Below are 16,861 nucleotides of genomic sequence, written 5' to 3' on the forward strand. Positions count from 1 at the left end.
CCGCGGTCGGTGCGCTGCCGTGCGGCCCAGCGTCGGGCGGCGCGGCGGGCGCGGCGGGCGGCACGGCTGCCGGCGGCCTTCCGGCCCTCGGGGGTGCGGGTCCATGCGGGGATGAACGGGAGGTCCCCGGTGGGGTCCAGGGGCAGCTCGGTGTCTGGCATGCCAGACACGACCGGGGCGTCCGGGGTGCGGGCGGCGCGCTCCTTGGCGAGGTCGACCAGCTGCGCGGCCGGGGAGTCGGCGTCGGGTCGGCGGATGGTGTCGGACATGCTGGGTGTGCTCCCTGGTCTGTAGGGCTGAGGAGTGGAGAGGGGGCGGGCGAGTCTTGGTCGGTGAGCCCGCCCCCGAGCCATCGCTACGGCTTGCTCTGGCGGTCCTTGGCCTCACGGCTGGCGGCCTTGCGGGCGAGCGGAGAGAACTTCGGGGAGTCGCCCCTGCGGCGCTTCGGCGGAGTGGGCTTGCTGCGGGGGGACAGATGGGCGTCGACCTGCGACGATGCGGCGCCCTGTGCGCTCTTCTCCGGGGCGGTGGCGGTGGCCGTGCCCATACCTCCGGCGGGACCCTTCGGGGGCCTTCCACCCCGCGCTGAGGCGCCGCCGTGGTCACCGCCGTCGGGGCGGCCGGGCCCGAACAGGTCGGCGAGGAGGAGTTCCACCTCGGCGGCCTCTCCGGACATGCCGGTCTCGGCGAGTGCCTGGGTCAGGGAGTGGTGGGAGCGGGCGGCTTCCAGGTGCAGCTCCGGGGTGAGGCCGGTGGCGCGGGTGCCGTGCCGGATCTCCCACGCGGCGGCGAACGCGGTCTCGAAGTCGAGCGCGCCGAACGGGGCGGCGGACACGAGTCGCTCCGCCACGGTCACGACGTCCTTGTGGTGGCTGCGACGCCGCTTGTCGTGCTCGGCACGCGCCTTCTCCTCTGCTCGCCGCTTCCGCTCCCCCGCGTCCACCGTGAGCGTGGTGACCCACTGGCGGACCTCGAAGAACAGCGGGCCCAGCAGGGTCACCGCGGCGAGGCCGTACCCGGCGGTCGGGTCGATGTGCGCGCCGTACTGGTAGTTGATCGTGGCGGCGTACCCGGCAGCGGCCATGGACAGAGCGCGCAGCAGCCAGCGCACCCAGGCGGGGAGCCCCTTCTCGTCGGCGTAGGCGACACCGGCCGCCATCACCCAGGCCGCGCCCTCGAGCGCGAACGGGAGCGGCAGCAGCATTTCGGAGATGGAGACGAAGTGCTTGACCTGCGCGGGCAGGGAGGCCAGCGCGGACGCGGTGACCAGGGCGAGGGTGCCCCGCTGGTAGACCACGCCGGGGCGGGTGTTCTTCGTCCAGGACTGCATGCGCTCGCGGCGGCGGTCCTTCTTGTCGCGGCGGGCCTGCTGCTGCTCGGCGCGGCGTTCGGCCTTGTCCGCCTGCCGGTTGGCGCGGCGGCGCTCATCCTCGGCAGCCCGCATCTGCATGGCGCGGGCGGCGGCGGCGTCGGCGTCCTTGCGCTTCTGGTCGGCGGCGGCGGCCTTGTCCTGGCGCCTCTGCTCGTTCCAGTCCATCGGGGTCGGTTCCTTTCCGGTGGTCAGGCGGTGGTGGCGAAGGTGTCGGCCAGCAGCGGCCAGAGCCGGTCATTGCGGCCGATCTCCGGGTCGATGAGGCACACCTGCCAGGCGTTCAGCACGTCCGACATGGCGGCCCGGCTGATGCCACGCCAGATGTGGCGTAGGAGGCGGGGCGGCATGTACTCGCCGAACGCGGTGTGCGGGCGGAACCCGCGAGTGGTGCAGATGGCTCCCTTGCCGTGCGGCAGCAGCCGCGGGTGGGAGATGAGCACCAGCAGGCCGGCGGACTCGGCGGCACGGCGTAGGCGGTTCAGCAGCTCCTCGTCACCGACCAGGCCGGAGACGGCGGCGCGCTGCTGCCAGCGCATCCGGTCGAAGCCGGGTCCGTCGTAGCCGGGCTGGGACTGGTCGGTGAGGAACCCGGCCCGGTTCGCGGCCACGAGAGCCGGGATCAGCTCGGTGGTCTCCTCGTCGGGGCCGCCCCCGTAGCCGGGGCTGAAGGGCAACTCGCCCTCGAGCCACAGGGCCATCAGGTCACCGAGTTCGGGCAGCGTGCGGGCGGCAACCCAGCGGCGGCGAGTCGCGCGGATCTTCAGCTTGCGGCGCATTACGCGGCCGCCTTCGGGGACCGGTGGAGCAGGTAGACGAGGGCGGCGATGGCGGCGAGGACCGGGCCGGGGATCGCGGCCAGGACGGTGTCGGCGCCGGCGGACGCCCACACGACCGGGGCGACGGCGGCGGGCCAGACACCGATGACGACCAGGACGGCGGCCAGGAGCAGCCAGCGGGCGGCGGGGTGACGGAACACGGTGACCTCACTCAAGTGGTGGGGTGGACGGTGGGGTGGTGCTGCGCCAGTTCTCCTCACCGCCCGTGCGAGACGGGCGGATCGGGCAGCCGGTCAGCGGGCGGTCACTTGCCGGAGCCCTTGCGGGAGCGGTCGTTGACCTCGGCGACCTTCCGGGACAGGTCCTCGCGCTCGTCGTCCGTCAGGAAGCAGACGGCGCCGTACAGGTAGGGGTGGCCGCCGCGCGGGCGAGTGGGAAGCGCGTCCTTCGTCTTCTCGTGGTCGCTCATCGGGCACCGCCGGCGGCTTCGGCGAGGGCGCGGATACGGCCGGGGACGTCGGCGGCGGCCGTCCGGATGTGGTCCGGGTCGCCGCCCTTGTCCAGTGACTCAGCCAGCAGGTCGAAGACGAAGTTGTAGCCGTCGCCGACGTCGGCGCGGGCGTGCTCTATCGCGGAGTACGCCCGCAGCCGCACGGTGGTCGCGGCTCGCAGCTCCTCGGCGAACTCCCCGCCGTCCTCGGCCGCCACGACCTTGCACAGGTCAGGCATGATCTCGGCGACGGTGTCGCACATCGTGTCCAGGGTGCGGGCGGGGTCCGGCATGCGGAGCGCCTCGGTGTATCCGACGGACGCCAGGTAGAGGCCGACTGCCGGGATGCTGATGGGCTGGTCGTTGGTGAGGCGGGTGAATGCCCCGATCGGGGCGGCAGTACCGTTCGTCATTGGGTCGCTCCTTCACAGCGATCCGACGCGGGCCCTAGCGGTCCGGGCACGGCCCCCGGTGTGCAACCACTGGGGGCCGTTCTGCATCCGGGACCGCCCAAGAGGCGTGCTCTCGGGAGGGTCTGACGGTCTGAAGGTAGAGCGCCCCTGATGCTGTGTCAAGACAGATGGAAACTAGACGAACTCTGTGTCAGGGCACGGGATTCTTTCGCTTGACACTGCTAGCCTGACGGCACGAAAGACACACGGAGGGGAGAGCCCAACATGAACGCCAACACGATCGCAGCGGCCATCCGCAAGGAGATCGCCACAGGTCAGCACCCCTACGGCAGTCGGCTGCCGACCGTGCGCGAGCTGGCCGAGCAGTACGGCGTGAGCCAGCAGACGGCAGCGTCGGCCTACTCCGTTCTGGCCGCTCTGGGGCTAGTCCGCACGGACCGCAGGAGCGGCACCACCGTGACGGCCGGCCGTCAGGCAGACGCTCACCTGGGGCACTTCACCCCGCCCGACCTCGGCGCAGAAGGCGCACAGGCATGGCGGCCTACCTCCGGGGGCGACGCCGCGGAGGAGACGACGCTCGTCCGCCAGATCACCGCCACCGACGACATGAACGCATGGGGTATCCCGGAGGGTTCGTCCGTGGTCGAGCGGACCCGTATCCGGTCCGTCGACGGGGCGCCCGTCCAGCACAAGCTCACCGTGCTGCCGTACACCCTCGCTGCTCGGACCCCCGAGGGGTACGACGGCATCCCGCCGATGCTCGCCCCGGTGGGCGCGGCGCCCGTCCGTCCGCCGCACGGCGTCCGCATGGCCGACTGGCTGGGCTGGGACGTGGCCGGGACGGAAGTCGTCATCACCACCGAACCGATGGACAAGGCAGCGGCCGACGCGCTGGGTGTACCCGAGGGCACCCCGGCCTTCCGAATCGTCGGCATCTCGCGCGACGGCGAGGGTCAGACCGTGGTCGTGACCGTGACCACCGCGCCTCTTCACCACCGCGTCACGCTCAACATCACGGGCTGAGCTGCGGATTGCAGCCCCCAAGATCCGGCAGCGCCAGAAAGTGCCAGAGTGAGCGCTCTGCGACGGAGGACCTGTAACGCTTCGGGCCCTCACTCCGTCCATGAGGTGTAACAGGATTCCCGCCACAGACGTTCAGGGAGGTAGCGGTGAGACAGGGACGCCACCCCAGGCCAGAGGGAGCGGGGGGAACACTTTTTGACACCGCCGCTACTGTCATTTGAGGCACAAGTGCCATAGGAGGTAACGATGGAAAACGGCCAAGAGGCGGAGTGGCTGACGGTGCGTGAAGTCGCGGACCACTTCCGCGTCTCCACCCGGACCGCCACCCGCTGGGCTCTGAGTGGTCAGCTGCGGATGCGAAGGGTCGGCCCCACAGGTCGGCTCATCCGAATCCACAGCTCAGAACTCAACAGCGAGCAGTCGAACCTCCCGGCCTCTGCCTAGTGCAGAAATGCGCTGAGGACCCACCGTTGGCGCGGTGGGCCCTCATGAGGCGCATTCCGGGAATCCTAGTCCGTCGGGCAGCCACCCGGCGAGGACACGGAAGCGATGCACTTATCAGTGGCGTGCATCGCCAGAGTAGCCAATCCCTCCCTATGTCGGGAGGTCCGGGCCCCTCAAGTGTCCACGCGGTGGCTGCCCTCTACCTCAACGAAGAGGCGCAGTTGTGACGCATAACCCGCAGGTCAGCGCACCTGCTGACAAGCAGCTACCCACCCCGCGCGGCGGCTCAAATGTGGACACGGCGTCCACGCGGCCGCCCGTAGACATGACCAGTCACCAGCGGTCCGTGGCCATGACGTGGCTCGCTCGCGGTGTGCCGGTGATCCCGTGTTCGCGCACCGACAAGGGCGCCCTGGTCCCTGGCTTCGGCCGGGACGCCTCGGCGGAGCAGCTGGCCAAGTTCTCCGACCCTGAGCAGGTGTGGGCCTGGTGGTCCGGCCGATTCAAGCGGGCCCACGTCGGACTGCTCACCGGACGCGGTGCCGACGGCCGCGGCCTGGTCGTCATCGACCTGGACGCACCCAAGCCCGACATGCCACCGCTGGAGGGCCGGTGGGCCGGATGCATGCACGGGTACGACGTCCTGGAGCGGCTCGCCCGAGAGGCCGGCGCTGAATTGCCGGAGACCTACACCACGGAATCGCCCTCGGTCGGGAAGCCCGTTCCGGGTGCGCATCTGTACTTCCAGCAGCCGGAGGACGGGCCGCTGATCGGCTGCGCCACGGGTGAGGGCCCCACGGCACCCCACCTCGGACCGCTGGTGGACGTGCGCGGGGTCGGCGGCTACATCATCGCGGCCGGGTCCTACAGCACGGCACAAGGGCGCCCGTACCAGCGGGTGAGCGCTCCGGACGTGCTGCCGCAGGAACTCCCGGAGTGGCTGCTCGAGCTGCTGCGCCCTGCCGCTCCACCCGCTGCTCCTCCCCGGCCGCCGGCACCCGTCAGGGTGCTGCCCACCGCCGACCGCGCGGAGCGGTACGCAGGCGCGGCCCTCGAGGGAGCAGCCGAAGACGTGGCCCAGGCCGCCGAAGGTGAGCGGAACCGGCGTCTGTTCGCTGCCGCTCGGCGTCTCGGGGAACTGCACGCCACGGCCCCGGCCGTGCTGACCGAGACGACCGTGCGGGAGCAGCTGCTCGCCGCTGCTCTGCGCTCGGGGCAGAGTGAGCGGGAGGCGCTGCGCACGATCCGCTCCGGATGGGAGCGCGGTCTCGTCGGCCACGGGGCAGGTGCCGCGTGAGCACTGCTGCCCAGGTTCTCCCTCACCCGGCCGCCCCTCCGGTGGAGGAAGCCAAGCCGTCCCCTGCCGAGCTTGAGCGGCGGGCGTCCGAGGCCCGCGCACACGCGGCGAAGCTCGAGGCCGACGGCGCTCCGGCCGCCGACATCAAGAAAGCGAAGGCCCGCGCCCGGCAGCGTGCCGAAGAGGCGAAGGCCGCGAAGAACGCCGCGAAGGCTGAGCGCGAGCGTGCCCGGACGCGACCGCGCTCCGTCGGCGGCCGACCCACTATCGACGTGAGCAGCGAACCGGACGCCGTCCAATCCGTCATCGACGTACTGGAGGCCGGCAGCATCCCCGACGTCTACCTCTACGGCGCCGGACCCGCTCAGGTCGGCCGGGACGCCACCGGCCCCACATTCGTCCCCCTGGACCCCAACGGGTTGACCCTGACGTTCATCAACCAGGCCGACGTCATCAAGACCCGCGTCACCAACGACGGAGACGAAATCGTCACGTCCGTACTGCTGCCTACCCGTATCGCGTCCGTGGCGCTGGCGAAGACCCGTTGGGACCTTCCGGTTCTCAAGGGCATCTCATCCGTGCCATTGCTGCTGCCGGACGGCACCTTCCAGCTCCGCCCCGGTTTCCACGAGAAGACGGGGTACTTCTACGAGCCTCGGCACGTCCTCCGTGATGTGCCGGCCAACCCGACCGCCGAAGAACTCAACAAGGCCCGCACCCTGATCGTGGAGCAGCTGCTGGCTGACTTCCCATGGCAGACCGAGGCCGACAAGGCGTCGTACCTGGCTTCCCTGTTCTTCGCTCCGCTCCGGGTTCTGGTTGACGACCCCATGCCCGTATACATGCTGTCGGCCACCAACCCGGGCAGCGGTAAGAGCCTGCTGGTCACCATCCTGGAGGCCCTCTACGGCGCCGGGCGGTCAACTTGGGCAGCCGACAACTCCGAGATGGGCAAGGTCATCACGTCTGTGCTGACGGGCACGGCGAACCCCGTCGTCATCTTCGACAACCTGCCCAACGGGCACACGGTGCGCTTCCCCGTCCTGTCCGAGCTGGCGACGGCGCGGACTTGGAATGCACGCATCCTCGGTCAGAGCAGGATGGCCAGCGTGCCCAACGGCCGACTGTGGATCGTGAACGGCAACGGACTGAGCACCGGTGACGACATGGCGCGCCGGGTGTTCTGGTCCGTGCTCGATCCTGCCGTAAGGCCCGACCTCCGGAACGCTGACAACTTCGTCCTCGGGGACCTCGAGCAGTGGCTCCCCAACCATGCGGCCGATGTACTCCATGCCGTCCTGGTGCTGCTCGCCGGATGGGCGGCCCGAGGGATGCCCCGTTCCTCCCACTCCATTGCATCGTTCGGCCGGTGGCCGTCTGTGCTCGGCGGCATCCTCGAGTTCCTCGGGGTGGCCGGCTGGCTGGAGAGCCGCGAGGAACACATGCAGGACGGCGACGAAGACGCCATCGAGTGGGGCGCGTTCCTCGCCCGTTGGTACAAGCAGTTCGAGAGCGCGGAGGTCACCTCCAAAACCGTCCTCGAGGCAGCTCAGTCGCTCCCGGACCCGAGCGGCTACGGCAACACCGCGGGGCCGCTATCGGAGGTGCTCCCGCGGGAGGGTGGGAAGTTCCTGCCCTCGGTGAAGCAGCTGGGTCACTGGCTCAAGGCTCGGGAGGGCCGCCACTTCGGGGAGTACCGGCTCAGGCGCCGCTACGACAAACACGCGAAGGTCAATCTGTGGTGGGTTGAGCACAACCCGGCCGCCAGCCCTCAGACCTGACGCCCTTCTCTCAGAGCCCCCGCGCCGACCGCCGGCCGGGGGCTCTGTGCTACCCGCGCGCATTTTTCTCCATGCGAGGGGGCAGGGAGCGGCTGAACATACCCGCAGATACCCGCATACCCGCATAACCCCAGGTCACCGGGCGTGCGGGTATGCCTGCGGGTATCCCAGGACGCGGGGATGCGGGGATGCGGGGATACCCGCACCTGCGGGTAAGGCGGGTATCTCATCTCAAGATCAACTCACATACCCGCACGGCTCTGACCTGGGTATCTGCGGGTATTGCGGGTATTGCGGGTATCTCTTCTCTCTTGAGGATTCTTCTTCTGTCTCACTTTCTTAGCTGCACTCGGCCTACGACCGGACCGTCGGCAAGCTGCGCCGGGGGGTGGGAAGCCTCAGAACAGCCACCCACCCCCGCGCGCTCCGGAGACTGGGCTCGCCTGCGACGGCGGCCGCGGCTCGAGGGTCGTGCGGCGTAGCCGCTCCGCTCTGTCCTGACTCGCAGACGACAGCGCTGGACTTCCGCGAGGCGGGTCTCATGGCGTGGCGGGTCGCGCGGCGGTTGGTGGTGGGGGCGTTGGTCATTGAGCAGTTGCCCGCGCGTGCGCGCGAGGGGGGTGTGGACCGGTCCCCGAGGTGTGGTGGTCGGAGAGCGGTGCGGTGGGCGGTGCAGACTGTGCCGGTGAATGCGCGACGACGTTCTCTGGGTGCTGGTCCCGATGTTCCTGAGCCTGTGGAGCGGGACCCGCGGGCGCGGACGGCTGCCGAGAGGGCAGCGGCCGGTGAGTGGGTGCAGGAGTTTGTCTCTGAGCCTGTCAGGGTGCGGCCGGTGCCGCCGGGTGGTCGGCGGCCGCTCGGACCGCGTGGCGGTAGCTGAGAGACGGTCCCGTGCGCGCCCGCGTAGGACGTTACTCGGCCCCGGAACCTACCGGCGGGTTACTTGCTCCCTGGTGTCTGGGCTAGGACTTCGGGGCCTACTCAGATGGGTAACGCCGCCCTGCCTGAGCCCGGTCCCGCACGCGTGCGCGTAGGACGGTCTCACGGGTTCCACCGACGTACCTCTGCGCAGCTCAGAGAGCCGGGTGCCAGTCGCACCGAGGGGAGCTGCCAGTGACCGGTCACTGGTGCCGTTCGCGCGGGTGCGCGCGTAAGGGGGTCCAGAAAGTCCAGAAACCCGGTGCGGGCGAGGGCAGCCATCGGCCCTCGCCCGGTCCGGCGTCAGCCCAGCATGCCCGCGAGGAAGGGCAGAGCAGCGGCGGCTACGGCGCTCCCGATGACCTTGCCCGCTCCACCGGCGGCACCGAGCAGGACGGCGAGGGCGCAGCGGTTGAGCAGGCGGCGGGTGCGGCGGTTCTTCAGCAAGCGAATCCCCTTGGGGTGGCCCGGCGGGATGCCGAGGACTGCCCTCTTAGGTGCGGGGCTCTTGGGTCTGTGCATGGTCGACCACTTGGCGCGCGCTCAGGGACGACTGAGGCCCGCACGGCGTGGTGCCAGCGGGCCTCTGCGGGCGTAACGGGGGGTCAGGCGGTGGTGGGTGCCTCTGCGCGGTGCTGGGCGGCGTCCTGGCCGTTGTAGACCTTCTGCACGGTGGCCGGGTACCACTTGGCTCCGCCGCGTGCGGTGGGTACGCCCTCGGAGGTGAGGGCGGTGGCGATGGCCGACCAGCCGCGGCCGGCCTCTCGCTCCTGGACGATCCGGGCGACGACTTCGGCGGGCAGCGTGGCAGGACGACCGAGCCTGACCCCGGCAGCGCGCCGGGCGGCCAATGCCTCACGGGTCCGGGACTTGATGAGGTCGCGCTCGAACTCAGCGAATCCGGCGAGTTGCGTGAACATGAGACGCCCGTGCGGGGTGGAGTTGTCGACGGAGCCGTCCGCGGCGGCGAGCTGCCAGCCCTCGGCGTCGGCGCGGTCCCGTAGGGCGAGCAGATCGGATGCCTTGCGCCCCACCCGGTCGGACCGGCGGAACAGCAGCCACGTTGCCGGGCCAGTGCGCAGGGCCTCCAGCGCGGCGGCGAGCTGCGGGCGCTGCATGGGGGCGACGCTGCCCGAGACGCCCTCGTCTACGAACCACTCACCGATCGTCAGGCCGCGCATGGCAGCGGTGTGCTCGATCTCGGCGCGCTGCGCGTCCAGGCCGGCGCCGGACTGCACCTGCTCCCCGGTCGACACCCGGAGGTAGCCAACGGCGAGGTTGGCCTCACGAGTAGGACGGCGGCGGGTGGTCTTCCGAGTGGTGCCCTTGGTCTCCATGACTCAGGATCTTATACCAATCGACCGTTTAGTTTAAGGAGTTCAGGACGACACAGAGCGACGGTGTCCTAGGGGACCGTCAGAAACCGCACCAAATAGGGCAGTAGCCCTTGCGGCTGCTCCCGTGAGGCGGTCCGGCGCGCGAAAGTGCTAGAGGTGCGCGACAGCCCGGCCGACAATCCGGGCGGCGCCTGGTGGGCAGTCAGGCTGCCTTCCGGCCGGGGTAGTCGCGGCCGGCGTCGGTGACGGCGACCTCGAGCAGCCGGGCCCGCTCCTCCGGGGTGAGGGCGAGCGCGTCGGCCAGCAGCACCGCCACGGTCCGGGAGGGCGCCCGGAGGCATGCCTCGAGCCGGACCAGGTACGAGTGGGAGATGCCGACCACCCCGGCGGCCTCCCGCAGCCGTAGACCGGCCCGGAGCCGGGCGTCCTGGAGCAGCCGGCCGACGTCGGCGGGCATGGTGCGGCGTTCGCGTTCCATGGGGTCCTTTCAGAGGCTCGGGACTTAGAGGGCGAGGAACCCGCCACCGAAGCGGGCAGACCGCCACGCTGCCCGCGCGGACCGACGTTCGGGGTTGTCGGTCGGGTCGACGGCGGCCGCGGGCTCCTCCTGCTCCTGGTCGTCCTCGAGGTCGTCGTCCTCCTGGTCGCCGGGCACCCACTGGCCGCGTGCTCGCAGCTCGTTGAGACGGGCCTGCTCGCGGAGTTCCTCGTCGCGCTTGTAGCTGGGCAAGATCCTCTGCGCGTACAGCTCGGGCGTTGATTGCCCGGCCGCCGGCGGCTTCTGCTCCCCGCTCTCCCGCTCCCGGATTCGCTGCGCGTGGGCAGCCGCGGACGGGGTGACGGGACGGTTGACGTTCGACATGGTGTTCTCCCTCAGTGGTGGGTCAGGGCGTGCGTAGTTCGGCCTCGAGCTGCTCGTTGTGCGCCCTCGCTGCTGCCAGTGCCTCGCCCACTTCGGCGTCCCACTGGCGGCGCTCGGCCGGGGTCATCTCGCGGTGTTGGTCCAAGGGCGGTGCTGGCATGCCGAGTCGCTGCCGGGCCCGGACGACGAGCGTGTAGACCTCGGGCAGTGCCACCGTTCCCATGCCGCAGGCAGGGCCGTGGTGGGCGCACCAGGGCCCGTCGGTGGGCTTGGGGGTGGCGTCCTCCAGCCGGGTGAGGCGTGCGGTCAGTCGTCGGTTCACGACAGGTCTCCCAGGCTGACCCCGGCCACCTCGTACACGACCGAGCCGTGAGGGCTGACGATCGCCAACTGGGCGCCGTCCGGGGTGTCCTGCCCGTAGGCGCGGGTGCCGGTCGCGGACCAGAGAGGGGCGCCGTACCGCTCGGTTTCTCCTGCGAGGTCGGGGCCGGTACCCATCTGGTTTTCGAGGCGTGCCAGGCGCATCCCGAGATGACGGTTCACGCGACGGTCCTTCCGTCAGAGTCGGGCGTGAGGGCGGCCTCGAGCCGCGCCAGCCGGTCGTTCAGCTCGGCGTGCTCGGCGAGGCCGGGAAGGGCGCTGATGATGGTGGCTGCCGCGCGGATGCGGATGCTCGGGTTGGTCTCGCTGAGGGCGGCGTGGAGTGCGGCCACGGCGTCCCTCGCTGCGGCACCGAGGGCGGCGACGGCTTCGGCGAGGATGGTCCGCCGGGCGTCCTGCACCTGTGCCTCGAATGCGGGGTCTTCGCGCCACCTGCGGACTGTGCGACCCGAGACGCCGACCGTCTCGCCGGCCTTGTCGGAGGTGGTCCCGGTGGCGAGCAGCAGGGCGACGCGGGATCTCGCGTCCAGGTCAATCGTGGTCATCTGTGGCCACTCCTCCGCCCTTCGATTCAAAGGTGAATCGATGATCTCACCTTACTTTCAAATGGTGCCCCTGGGCTACTGCATCCCGTAGGTACGGAGTGCAGTAGGCACTGCGTCACGGAAGCACTGCGGTACTGCACTGAGGTACTGCACTACTGCATGCAGTACGGGCGCGTTGCCGCAGGTCAGGGCCATATCAGATACGGATTCACGGCATGCAGTGGGTCCGTGCTTACTGCACTACTGCACGCAGGTACCGTCCGGCGCATGCTGCGAATCGCGCTCGTCAATTTGAAGCCTGGGACGGCGAAAACAACGTCAGCCGTGTGGCTGGCCTACGCCTTCCACCGCCGTGGCTACTCCGTCGCCCTCGCCGACGCCGACCCAGGGGCCTCTGCGATGGAGTGGTCTGACCAGGCCGGGGGCTTCCCCTTCAAGCTGGCCGGCCTGCCGGTGAAGGACTTCCACCGCCGGGCTGATGACCTGGCCGCCGATGTGGTGATCGCCGACGTGCCGCAGGTGGAGGACCATGCGCCGATCGCCCGGTCGGCGATGCGGTGGGCGAACGTGCTGCTCCTGCCGGTGGCGCCCACGCCGATTGAGCTGGACCGCATGGCCCCCATGGCGGACCTGCTGGAGGACTTGGAGGACGTGCGGCGGCCCGACGCTCAGACCTGCGTCCTGCTGACCCGTGTGGTGTCGGGTGCGGCGTCAGGACCGGCGGCTCGCCGCTCGCTGACCAGGCAGGGCTACGACGTGCTGTCGACGGCTATCCCGCGCTTGGAGGTATTCGCACAGTCGTTCGGTGCGGAGCCTGAGCAGAACACGGCGTATGACCAGCTGGCGACCGAGCTGCTGGAGAGGACGGGTAAGTGATGGCGCGGGAGACGGCGGCGGATCGTGCGGCGCGGATGGACCGGGCCCTCGAGGGACGGAACCGGGGCGAGGGTGCGGCGCCGGTGAGGCGGGCGTCGGTGGTTCGGACGAAGCCGGTGCGGGTGACGGTGGACATGCAGCCGGCCTTGCATCGCAGGCTCAAGAGCTGGTCGGGGTGGGCTGCCGGTCAGTTGGACGTGGCGGACGTTCCGGCGGCTGAGGTGGTGCGCATCCTGGTGGAGCTGCTGACCAGCAATCCGGACGATGTGGAGATGGCCCGGCCGGTGGTGCGGGCGGTCATGGAGGAGCTGCGGGCCCGGCAGCAGTAGGCACAGACAGCAGCGCCCCCGCCGTGGCAGTCGGCGGGGGCGCTCGGTTGTCCGGGGGTGGTCAGTGGAGGCTGTCCACGATGCTGGGCAGCGACGGGGCGGCCTGCTCGGCGTCGCCGCGCCACGGGAACGGGCGCAGGTCGGCGGCCGCCTTGAAGGTGCGGATGGCGGAGCCCTCGGGTGCGTCGGGCAAGGGGTAGACGCGGCCGCCCTCGAGGGAGGCGAGTAGCCGTGCGCCGTGGTGCTCGCAGCCGTTGGCGCCGGCGTTGTGGGCGTCCAGCACGGTGACGACGGGCGGGCCGTCGCACGGGGTCGGGTCCTCCGGGTGGGCGGCGGGGCATCGGGCGTCGGTCATGGTGTCGATCCTCTCGGGTCAGGGGGTCAGTCGTCTTCGCATTGGCAGGAGCAGCCGGGGCCGGCGCATTGGCCGCAGTCCTGGCAGGTTGAGCACGGTCGGCAGTGGCCGCAGCCGCGGTTGTCGACGGGCCAGCAGCGGCACCCGGTGGGCTGCCATGGCTCCTCGCTGCCGAACAGTCCGAGCTGCCCGGACACGTTGGCCGCGGGTGCGCGCTTCGGTGCGCGGGGCTTGATGCGACGGGCCATCACTTCCCACCCCCCGTGCGGCCGCAGACGGCGCATGGCACTTTGACGGTCTGCGTCTTGCCGGTGGTGGAGTGGACGCGGGTCTTGATGGTGAGCATGCCGCGCTTGCAGCCCTTCACCCGGCAGCGTCGCTGCTTCGGCCGGACGCTCTTGGCTGGGCCCGCTCCTCCGGTCTGTAGCTGCCAGGCCGCACCCAGCGCGGCCGCTTTCGCCCCGCCCACGGCCGACCGTGCGCGGTCCCGGACCGCCCCGGACAGAGCGTCAGTCCGCACTTTCACGAGGGCTTTGGCCTCCCGCTTCTGCGCCCTGCCCCATGCCTTCGCGGTCTTGGTGGTCTCCCGCTTCAGCAGCTCGGCCAGCGTCACCATGTCGTCCATCACCAGCTCGGGGACCAGCTCGCCGGTCATCACGATGCCGCGCCACTGAGCGGTGAACAGGTCGCGGTCCTCGGCGCGGGCCCGGCCGGTGCGGGCGGCGAGCGCGGCGTCCACCAGGCCGTTGGTCACGGTGGGGGAGTCCTCGCCCCGGCCGCAGGAGAGGCAGGAGATCCAGGCGGGAGCCGTCTCCAGCACCAGGTGCCGGTGGACCTCGAGAGAGAACGTGTTGCCGCAGCCGCCGCAGGCGAGAGGCTGGCCGTTGACCTCGGTGACGCCCATGAGTTTCAGGTCCGGTGTGGTGTCCATCGGTCAGCCCTTCATCTCGCCGCGGCTACGGGCCACCAGGCCGCGCGCGGTGGCGGTGACGGTGCGCTGGTCGACCGGTCCGGCGTAGTGCTGGTGGACGATCGGCGGCGCGGCTTCCACCACCTGCCGGGCGCGGCCGGCGAGACGGCACAGCGCGAGGATCGGCAGGGCGATCGTGGCGGGCGCGGCCGCGGCAATGGCGAGGGTGGTCGGGTCGACCTGCCCGAGCGTGTAGACGAACAGGGAGGCCACGCCTCCGATCGGCACCGAGGCGACGCCGGCGGCCAGCATCAGCGCACTGGCGTCGGTGGCGCGCTGGGACATGGCCGGGCGGCCGGGCTGGGGGACGGGCGGGGTGGTTCCGACCGTGGACTGCGCCGGGAGGGTGTCGTCGCGGTAGGAGGTCGGCACGGCGGGGGCGAGGGCGTCCTCCACGTCGGCGAGGAAGGCGCGGGCCTGGTCGTTGGCGGTCTGGCGAGCGTCCATGATTCGCAGTCCTTATGTTCCGGTTTGGGAGGGTGGGGAGACCTGGACACTGCCCGGACGGGTCGGGCATCGATGCAGGTCAGGGGGTGGACGGCACCCGGACGGGGAGCGAGGAGACCTGGACGGTGCGGGTCCGGGTCTGGGGTTCCGGGTCCGGGTCGGCGGCCGCCCCGTCCGGGGTCAGACCTGGGCAAACGGGGCAGCCGTCCGGGGTGTGTCCGGGTGTCAGGGGCGCTCGAGGTACCGGCGGCCGGTGTCCAGGACCAGGGCGCGGGGGTAGCCGGCCACCCGGCTGCCCTCCCACTCCCGCTTGCGCTTGTCGGCGTCGGAGCGGACGACCAGGGCGGCCAGCCGCTCCGGGGTGACGTCGAGCCCGGCGGCCCTCACGGCGTCGAGCAGGACGGAGCCGGGCAGCCAGTCGACGGCCTCGCCGTGCCGGTCGAACGCGTCGAGCAGGGCGGCGAGGATCTGGCCATCCACCCCACGGCCGCGCAGCTGGTCGGCGAGCGTCGGCCCCGAGCCGGGCAGCGTGCCGAGGTCGGCCCGCAGCTTGTAGGCCCGCTCGAGGATGACGGCCACCTCGTCGTCGTCGTAGTAGTAGCTGCGGGTGAGGTCCGGCTCGGCGCCCTCGCCGTCCATGTAGATGCCGACGCCGCGCTGGGACTTGAGGATCTCCTGCGCGTTGTGCCCTGCCGAGGCGTAGCCCCTGCCGAGGATGGTGTCGGAGGCTTCCGGGGTCAGACAGCGCATGGCCCAGCGGATGGACAGGATGTCGCGGATGCCAGTGGGAACGGAGTCCGCGTCGGGCTTCTGCGTGGCGGCGAGGGTGACGATGCCCAGGGCGCGGCCCTGCTGGACGATCAGCCTCAGCAGCCGCTCCATCTCCTCACGGGTCTTCCGGTCGGCAGCGGCCCCGTAGCTGGACCACTCGTCCACCAGGAGGACGGCCTGGCAGACCCGCGGGTCCCTCGCCGCCATGTCGGCGGTCAGCTTCCGGGAACCGTGTTCCTTGGCCAGGGCCCGCCGCTCGGGGACCTCGGCCGTCCAGATGTGCTCGAGGATCTCGAGCAGCCTCTCCGGGTCGCCGTCGGTGTCGTACATGGTGGCGATCGGCTCGAACGGGGTGATGTCCGCGCCGGCCTTCCCGTCCGCGAGGTACATGCGGACGGTCGGGTCCAAGGCGGCGGCCAGCAGCAGGTCGTTGGCTCCCGCAGACTTGCCCGAGCCGGGCTCACCACCGAACAGGCCGGACCGTTCGACCCACGACGTCCACACGCTCTCGCCGCGCAGGTTCACGCCCATCGGGATCGGCTGCCACATGTCGACCCGCTCCATTGCCAGCAGCGGCCCTTGGACGGGCCCGCCGGTGAAGGGCAGTCGGAGAGACACCCGCAGATGGATGCGCCCCTCCCGGTCCCCGCGCGCCTGGTGCAGCTGCTGCACGGCGACCCCGAGCGCTCCGGCGATCGACTCCTTGGCGTTCAGGGCCTTCCGGGTCGGCATACCGGACGGCAGGTCGAACACGGCTTGCCACGCCTGCCCGTCGGCGCTGGGCATGCACGGCGTAACCATCGTGAGCACCTGGTCGGCCGTGATGACCTTCGCGTCCTGGTAGGCCCGGTTCAACATCGGCTCGTCCATGCGGTCGCCGTCGCCGACGCTGCGCCGCTCGAGGTCCCACGACTCTTCGGTGAGCGGCTTCCGGCCGATCCATGCGGCCACGGACAGGGTGGCGAGGATGCCGCCGGCCAGACCGATGCCGCCGAACTCGAGCGCGGCCGCGGTGTCGGCGAGCAGGGGCGTGCCGTAGGCGAGGCTGCCGCGCAGCAGGCGGCCGCGGCGTACCTCGCGCTTGGCCTGCTTGTGGGCCTGGACGGCGGACATGGCGGCGGTCTGTGCCCGGTCGGCGGCGACGCGGGCGGCCTCCCGCTGCTTCGGCATGACGGTGTACCGGGCGCGGCGGGCAGCTTCGCGGGCCTCTCGGGTGGCGGTGTGCGCCTGGTGCGCGGCGGCCTGGACGTGGACGCCGTGGAAGCCCACTACCCACTCGTGGGTACGGCGGGTGCCGCGGCGGATCTGTGCGGTGTGGCCGCGGTCGGTGCGCTGCCGTGCGGCCCAGCGTCGGGCGGCGCGGCGGGCGCGGCGGGCGGCACGGCTGCCGGCGGCCTTCCGGCCCTCGGGGGTGCGGGTCCATGCGGGGATGAACGGGAGGTCCCCGGTGGGGTCCAGGGGCAGCTCGGTGTCT

22 protein-coding genes are annotated in these 16,861 nt (G+C 71.1%); 5 read left to right on the plus strand and 17 right to left on the minus strand.

Annotated elements, in window-relative coordinates:
* The 6 genes from GT030_RS29345 to GT030_RS29370 all read right to left on the minus strand — a co-directional run.
* Positions 1-269, minus strand: a 269-nt coding sequence (locus tag GT030_RS29345; RefSeq protein ID WP_161203674.1) for a hypothetical protein, incomplete at its 3' end; no start/stop codon positions are given.
* An 86-nt stretch (positions 270-355) separates the two neighbouring features.
* Entirely contained in the window at positions 356-1,537 is a 1,182-nt protein-coding gene (locus tag GT030_RS29350) for a hypothetical protein (RefSeq protein WP_161203675.1), read from the minus strand.
* A gap of 23 nt (positions 1,538-1,560) precedes the next feature.
* Positions 1,561-2,148: a hypothetical protein gene (locus GT030_RS29355; RefSeq protein ID WP_161203676.1), complete on the minus strand. Its 588-nt coding sequence runs from the start codon at positions 2,146-2,148 to the stop codon at positions 1,561-1,563.
* Positions 2,148-2,363 (minus strand): hypothetical protein, encoded by a 216-nt coding sequence (locus GT030_RS29360; protein WP_161203677.1) that lies wholly within the window; start codon positions 2,361-2,363, stop codon positions 2,148-2,150. The genes GT030_RS29355 and GT030_RS29360 overlap by 1 nt, the downstream gene beginning before the upstream one ends.
* An 89-nt stretch (positions 2,364-2,452) precedes the next feature.
* Positions 2,453-2,617 carry a hypothetical protein gene (locus GT030_RS29365; RefSeq protein WP_161203678.1) on the minus strand — a complete coding sequence of 55 codons (165 nt, stop codon included), beginning with the start codon at positions 2,615-2,617 and terminating at the stop codon, positions 2,453-2,455.
* Positions 2,614-3,051, minus strand: coding sequence for a hypothetical protein (locus tag GT030_RS29370; protein ID WP_161203679.1), 438 nt, complete (start codon positions 3,049-3,051; stop codon positions 2,614-2,616). The genes GT030_RS29365 and GT030_RS29370 overlap by 4 nt, the downstream gene beginning before the upstream one ends.
* Positions 3,052-3,315: 264 nt before the next feature.
* Between GT030_RS29370 and GT030_RS29375 the strand changes: the two genes are divergently transcribed.
* The 3 genes from GT030_RS29375 (at position 3,316) to GT030_RS29390 (ending at position 7,596) form a co-directional block, all read left to right on the plus strand.
* A complete protein-coding gene (locus GT030_RS29375; RefSeq protein ID WP_161203680.1) occupies positions 3,316-4,074 on the plus strand; it encodes a GntR family transcriptional regulator in 759 nt (252 codons plus the stop codon).
* Between the two features lie 796 nt (positions 4,075-4,870).
* A complete protein-coding gene (locus GT030_RS29385; protein WP_161203682.1) occupies positions 4,871-5,815 on the plus strand; it encodes a bifunctional DNA primase/polymerase in 945 nt (314 codons plus the stop codon).
* Entirely contained in the window at positions 5,812-7,596 is a 1,785-nt protein-coding gene (locus tag GT030_RS29390) for a hypothetical protein (RefSeq protein WP_161203683.1), read from the plus strand. Before GT030_RS29385 ends, GT030_RS29390 begins: the two co-directional genes overlap by 4 nt.
* Before the next feature lie 1,221 nt (positions 7,597-8,817).
* Here GT030_RS29390 and GT030_RS29395 read toward each other — a convergent pair.
* The 7 genes from GT030_RS29395 to GT030_RS35905 all read right to left on the minus strand — a co-directional run bounded on the left by GT030_RS29395 (position 8,818) and on the right by GT030_RS35905 (position 11,639).
* A complete protein-coding gene (locus GT030_RS29395) occupies positions 8,818-8,961 on the minus strand; it encodes a hypothetical protein (protein WP_161203684.1) in 144 nt (47 codons plus the stop codon).
* 158 nt (positions 8,962-9,119) lie between these two features.
* Positions 9,120-9,851: a recombinase family protein gene (locus GT030_RS29400; RefSeq protein ID WP_161203685.1), complete on the minus strand. Its 732-nt coding sequence runs from the start codon at positions 9,849-9,851 to the stop codon at positions 9,120-9,122.
* A 202-nt stretch (positions 9,852-10,053) separates the two neighbouring features.
* Positions 10,054-10,329, minus strand: coding sequence for a helix-turn-helix transcriptional regulator (locus GT030_RS29405; protein WP_161203686.1), 276 nt, complete (start codon positions 10,327-10,329; stop codon positions 10,054-10,056).
* A gap of 24 nt (positions 10,330-10,353) precedes the next feature.
* Positions 10,354-10,713: a hypothetical protein gene (locus GT030_RS29410; RefSeq protein ID WP_161203687.1), complete on the minus strand. Its 360-nt coding sequence runs from the start codon at positions 10,711-10,713 to the stop codon at positions 10,354-10,356.
* A gap of 22 nt (positions 10,714-10,735) precedes the next feature.
* A complete protein-coding gene (locus GT030_RS29415; RefSeq protein WP_161203688.1) occupies positions 10,736-11,035 on the minus strand; it encodes a hypothetical protein in 300 nt (99 codons plus the stop codon).
* The gene (locus GT030_RS29420; RefSeq protein WP_161203689.1) at positions 11,032-11,256 is read right to left on the minus strand and encodes a hypothetical protein; all 225 of its coding nucleotides are present in this window, start codon (positions 11,254-11,256) and stop codon (positions 11,032-11,034) included. Before GT030_RS29420 ends, GT030_RS29415 begins: the two co-directional genes overlap by 4 nt.
* A complete protein-coding gene (locus tag GT030_RS35905; RefSeq protein WP_202460710.1) occupies positions 11,253-11,639 on the minus strand; it encodes a hypothetical protein in 387 nt (128 codons plus the stop codon). The genes GT030_RS29420 and GT030_RS35905 overlap by 4 nt, the downstream gene beginning before the upstream one ends.
* A 267-nt stretch (positions 11,640-11,906) precedes the next feature.
* On the opposite strand from GT030_RS35905, the gene GT030_RS29425 reads away from it, so the two are divergent.
* Both GT030_RS29425 and GT030_RS29430 read left to right on the plus strand, forming a co-directional pair.
* A complete protein-coding gene (locus GT030_RS29425) occupies positions 11,907-12,515 on the plus strand; it encodes a ParA family protein (RefSeq protein ID WP_161203690.1) in 609 nt (202 codons plus the stop codon).
* Between the two features lie 98 nt (positions 12,516-12,613).
* The gene (locus tag GT030_RS29430) at positions 12,614-12,844 is read left to right on the plus strand and encodes a hypothetical protein (RefSeq protein WP_161203691.1); all 231 of its coding nucleotides are present in this window, start codon (positions 12,614-12,616) and stop codon (positions 12,842-12,844) included.
* A gap of 61 nt (positions 12,845-12,905) precedes the next feature.
* Here the strand turns inward: GT030_RS29430 and GT030_RS29435 are convergent, their stop codons facing one another.
* The 4 genes from GT030_RS29435 to GT030_RS29450 all read right to left on the minus strand — a co-directional run.
* Positions 12,906-13,199: a hypothetical protein gene (locus GT030_RS29435; protein ID WP_161203692.1), complete on the minus strand. Its 294-nt coding sequence runs from the start codon at positions 13,197-13,199 to the stop codon at positions 12,906-12,908.
* Positions 13,200-13,446: 247 nt separating this feature from the next.
* Positions 13,447-14,130 (minus strand): hypothetical protein, encoded by a 684-nt coding sequence (locus tag GT030_RS29440; protein WP_161203693.1) that lies wholly within the window; start codon positions 14,128-14,130, stop codon positions 13,447-13,449.
* Positions 14,131-14,133: 3 nt separating this feature from the next.
* Entirely contained in the window at positions 14,134-14,616 is a 483-nt protein-coding gene (locus GT030_RS29445; protein ID WP_161203694.1) for a hypothetical protein, read from the minus strand.
* Positions 14,617-14,841: 225 nt separating this feature from the next.
* A partial coding sequence (locus GT030_RS29450) for an FtsK/SpoIIIE domain-containing protein (protein WP_161203695.1) occupies positions 14,842-16,861 on the minus strand: 2,020 nt, incomplete at its 5' end.

Source organism: Streptomyces sp. SID1328, assembly GCF_009865595.1.
GTDB classification, from domain to species: Bacteria; Actinomycetota; Actinomycetes; order Streptomycetales; family Streptomycetaceae; genus Streptomyces; species Streptomyces griseoluteus.

Bases quoted from the DNA above. Each gene is read 5' to 3' on its own strand.
- GT030_RS29375 (WP_161203680.1), top strand. From the start codon at position 3,316: ATGAACGCCAACACGATCGCAGCGGCCATCCGCAAGGAGATCGCCACA.
- GT030_RS29425 (WP_161203690.1), top strand. From the start codon at position 11,907: ATGCTGCGAATCGCGCTCGTCAATTTGAAGCCTGGGACGGCGAAAACA.
- GT030_RS35905 (WP_202460710.1), bottom strand. From the start codon at position 11,639: ATGACCACGATTGACCTGGACGCGAGATCCCGCGTCGCCCTGCTGCTC.
- GT030_RS29435 (WP_161203692.1), bottom strand. From the start codon at position 13,199: ATGACCGACGCCCGATGCCCCGCCGCCCACCCGGAGGACCCGACCCCG.
- GT030_RS29350 (WP_161203675.1), bottom strand. From the start codon at position 1,537: ATGGACTGGAACGAGCAGAGGCGCCAGGACAAGGCCGCCGCCGCCGAC.
- GT030_RS29410 (WP_161203687.1), bottom strand. From the start codon at position 10,713: ATGTCGAACGTCAACCGTCCCGTCACCCCGTCCGCGGCTGCCCACGCG.
- GT030_RS29445 (WP_161203694.1), bottom strand. From the start codon at position 14,616: ATGGACGCTCGCCAGACCGCCAACGACCAGGCCCGCGCCTTCCTCGCC.
- GT030_RS29440 (WP_161203693.1), bottom strand. From the start codon at position 14,130: ATGGACACCACACCGGACCTGAAACTCATGGGCGTCACCGAGGTCAAC.
- GT030_RS29370 (WP_161203679.1), bottom strand. From the start codon at position 3,051: ATGACGAACGGTACTGCCGCCCCGATCGGGGCATTCACCCGCCTCACC.
- GT030_RS29400 (WP_161203685.1), bottom strand. From the start codon at position 9,851: ATGGAGACCAAGGGCACCACTCGGAAGACCACCCGCCGCCGTCCTACT.
- GT030_RS29365 (WP_161203678.1), bottom strand. From the start codon at position 2,617: ATGAGCGACCACGAGAAGACGAAGGACGCGCTTCCCACTCGCCCGCGC.
- GT030_RS29355 (WP_161203676.1), bottom strand. From the start codon at position 2,148: ATGCGCCGCAAGCTGAAGATCCGCGCGACTCGCCGCCGCTGGGTTGCC.
- GT030_RS29405 (WP_161203686.1), bottom strand. From the start codon at position 10,329: ATGGAACGCGAACGCCGCACCATGCCCGCCGACGTCGGCCGGCTGCTC.
- GT030_RS29385 (WP_161203682.1), top strand. From the start codon at position 4,871: ATGACGTGGCTCGCTCGCGGTGTGCCGGTGATCCCGTGTTCGCGCACC.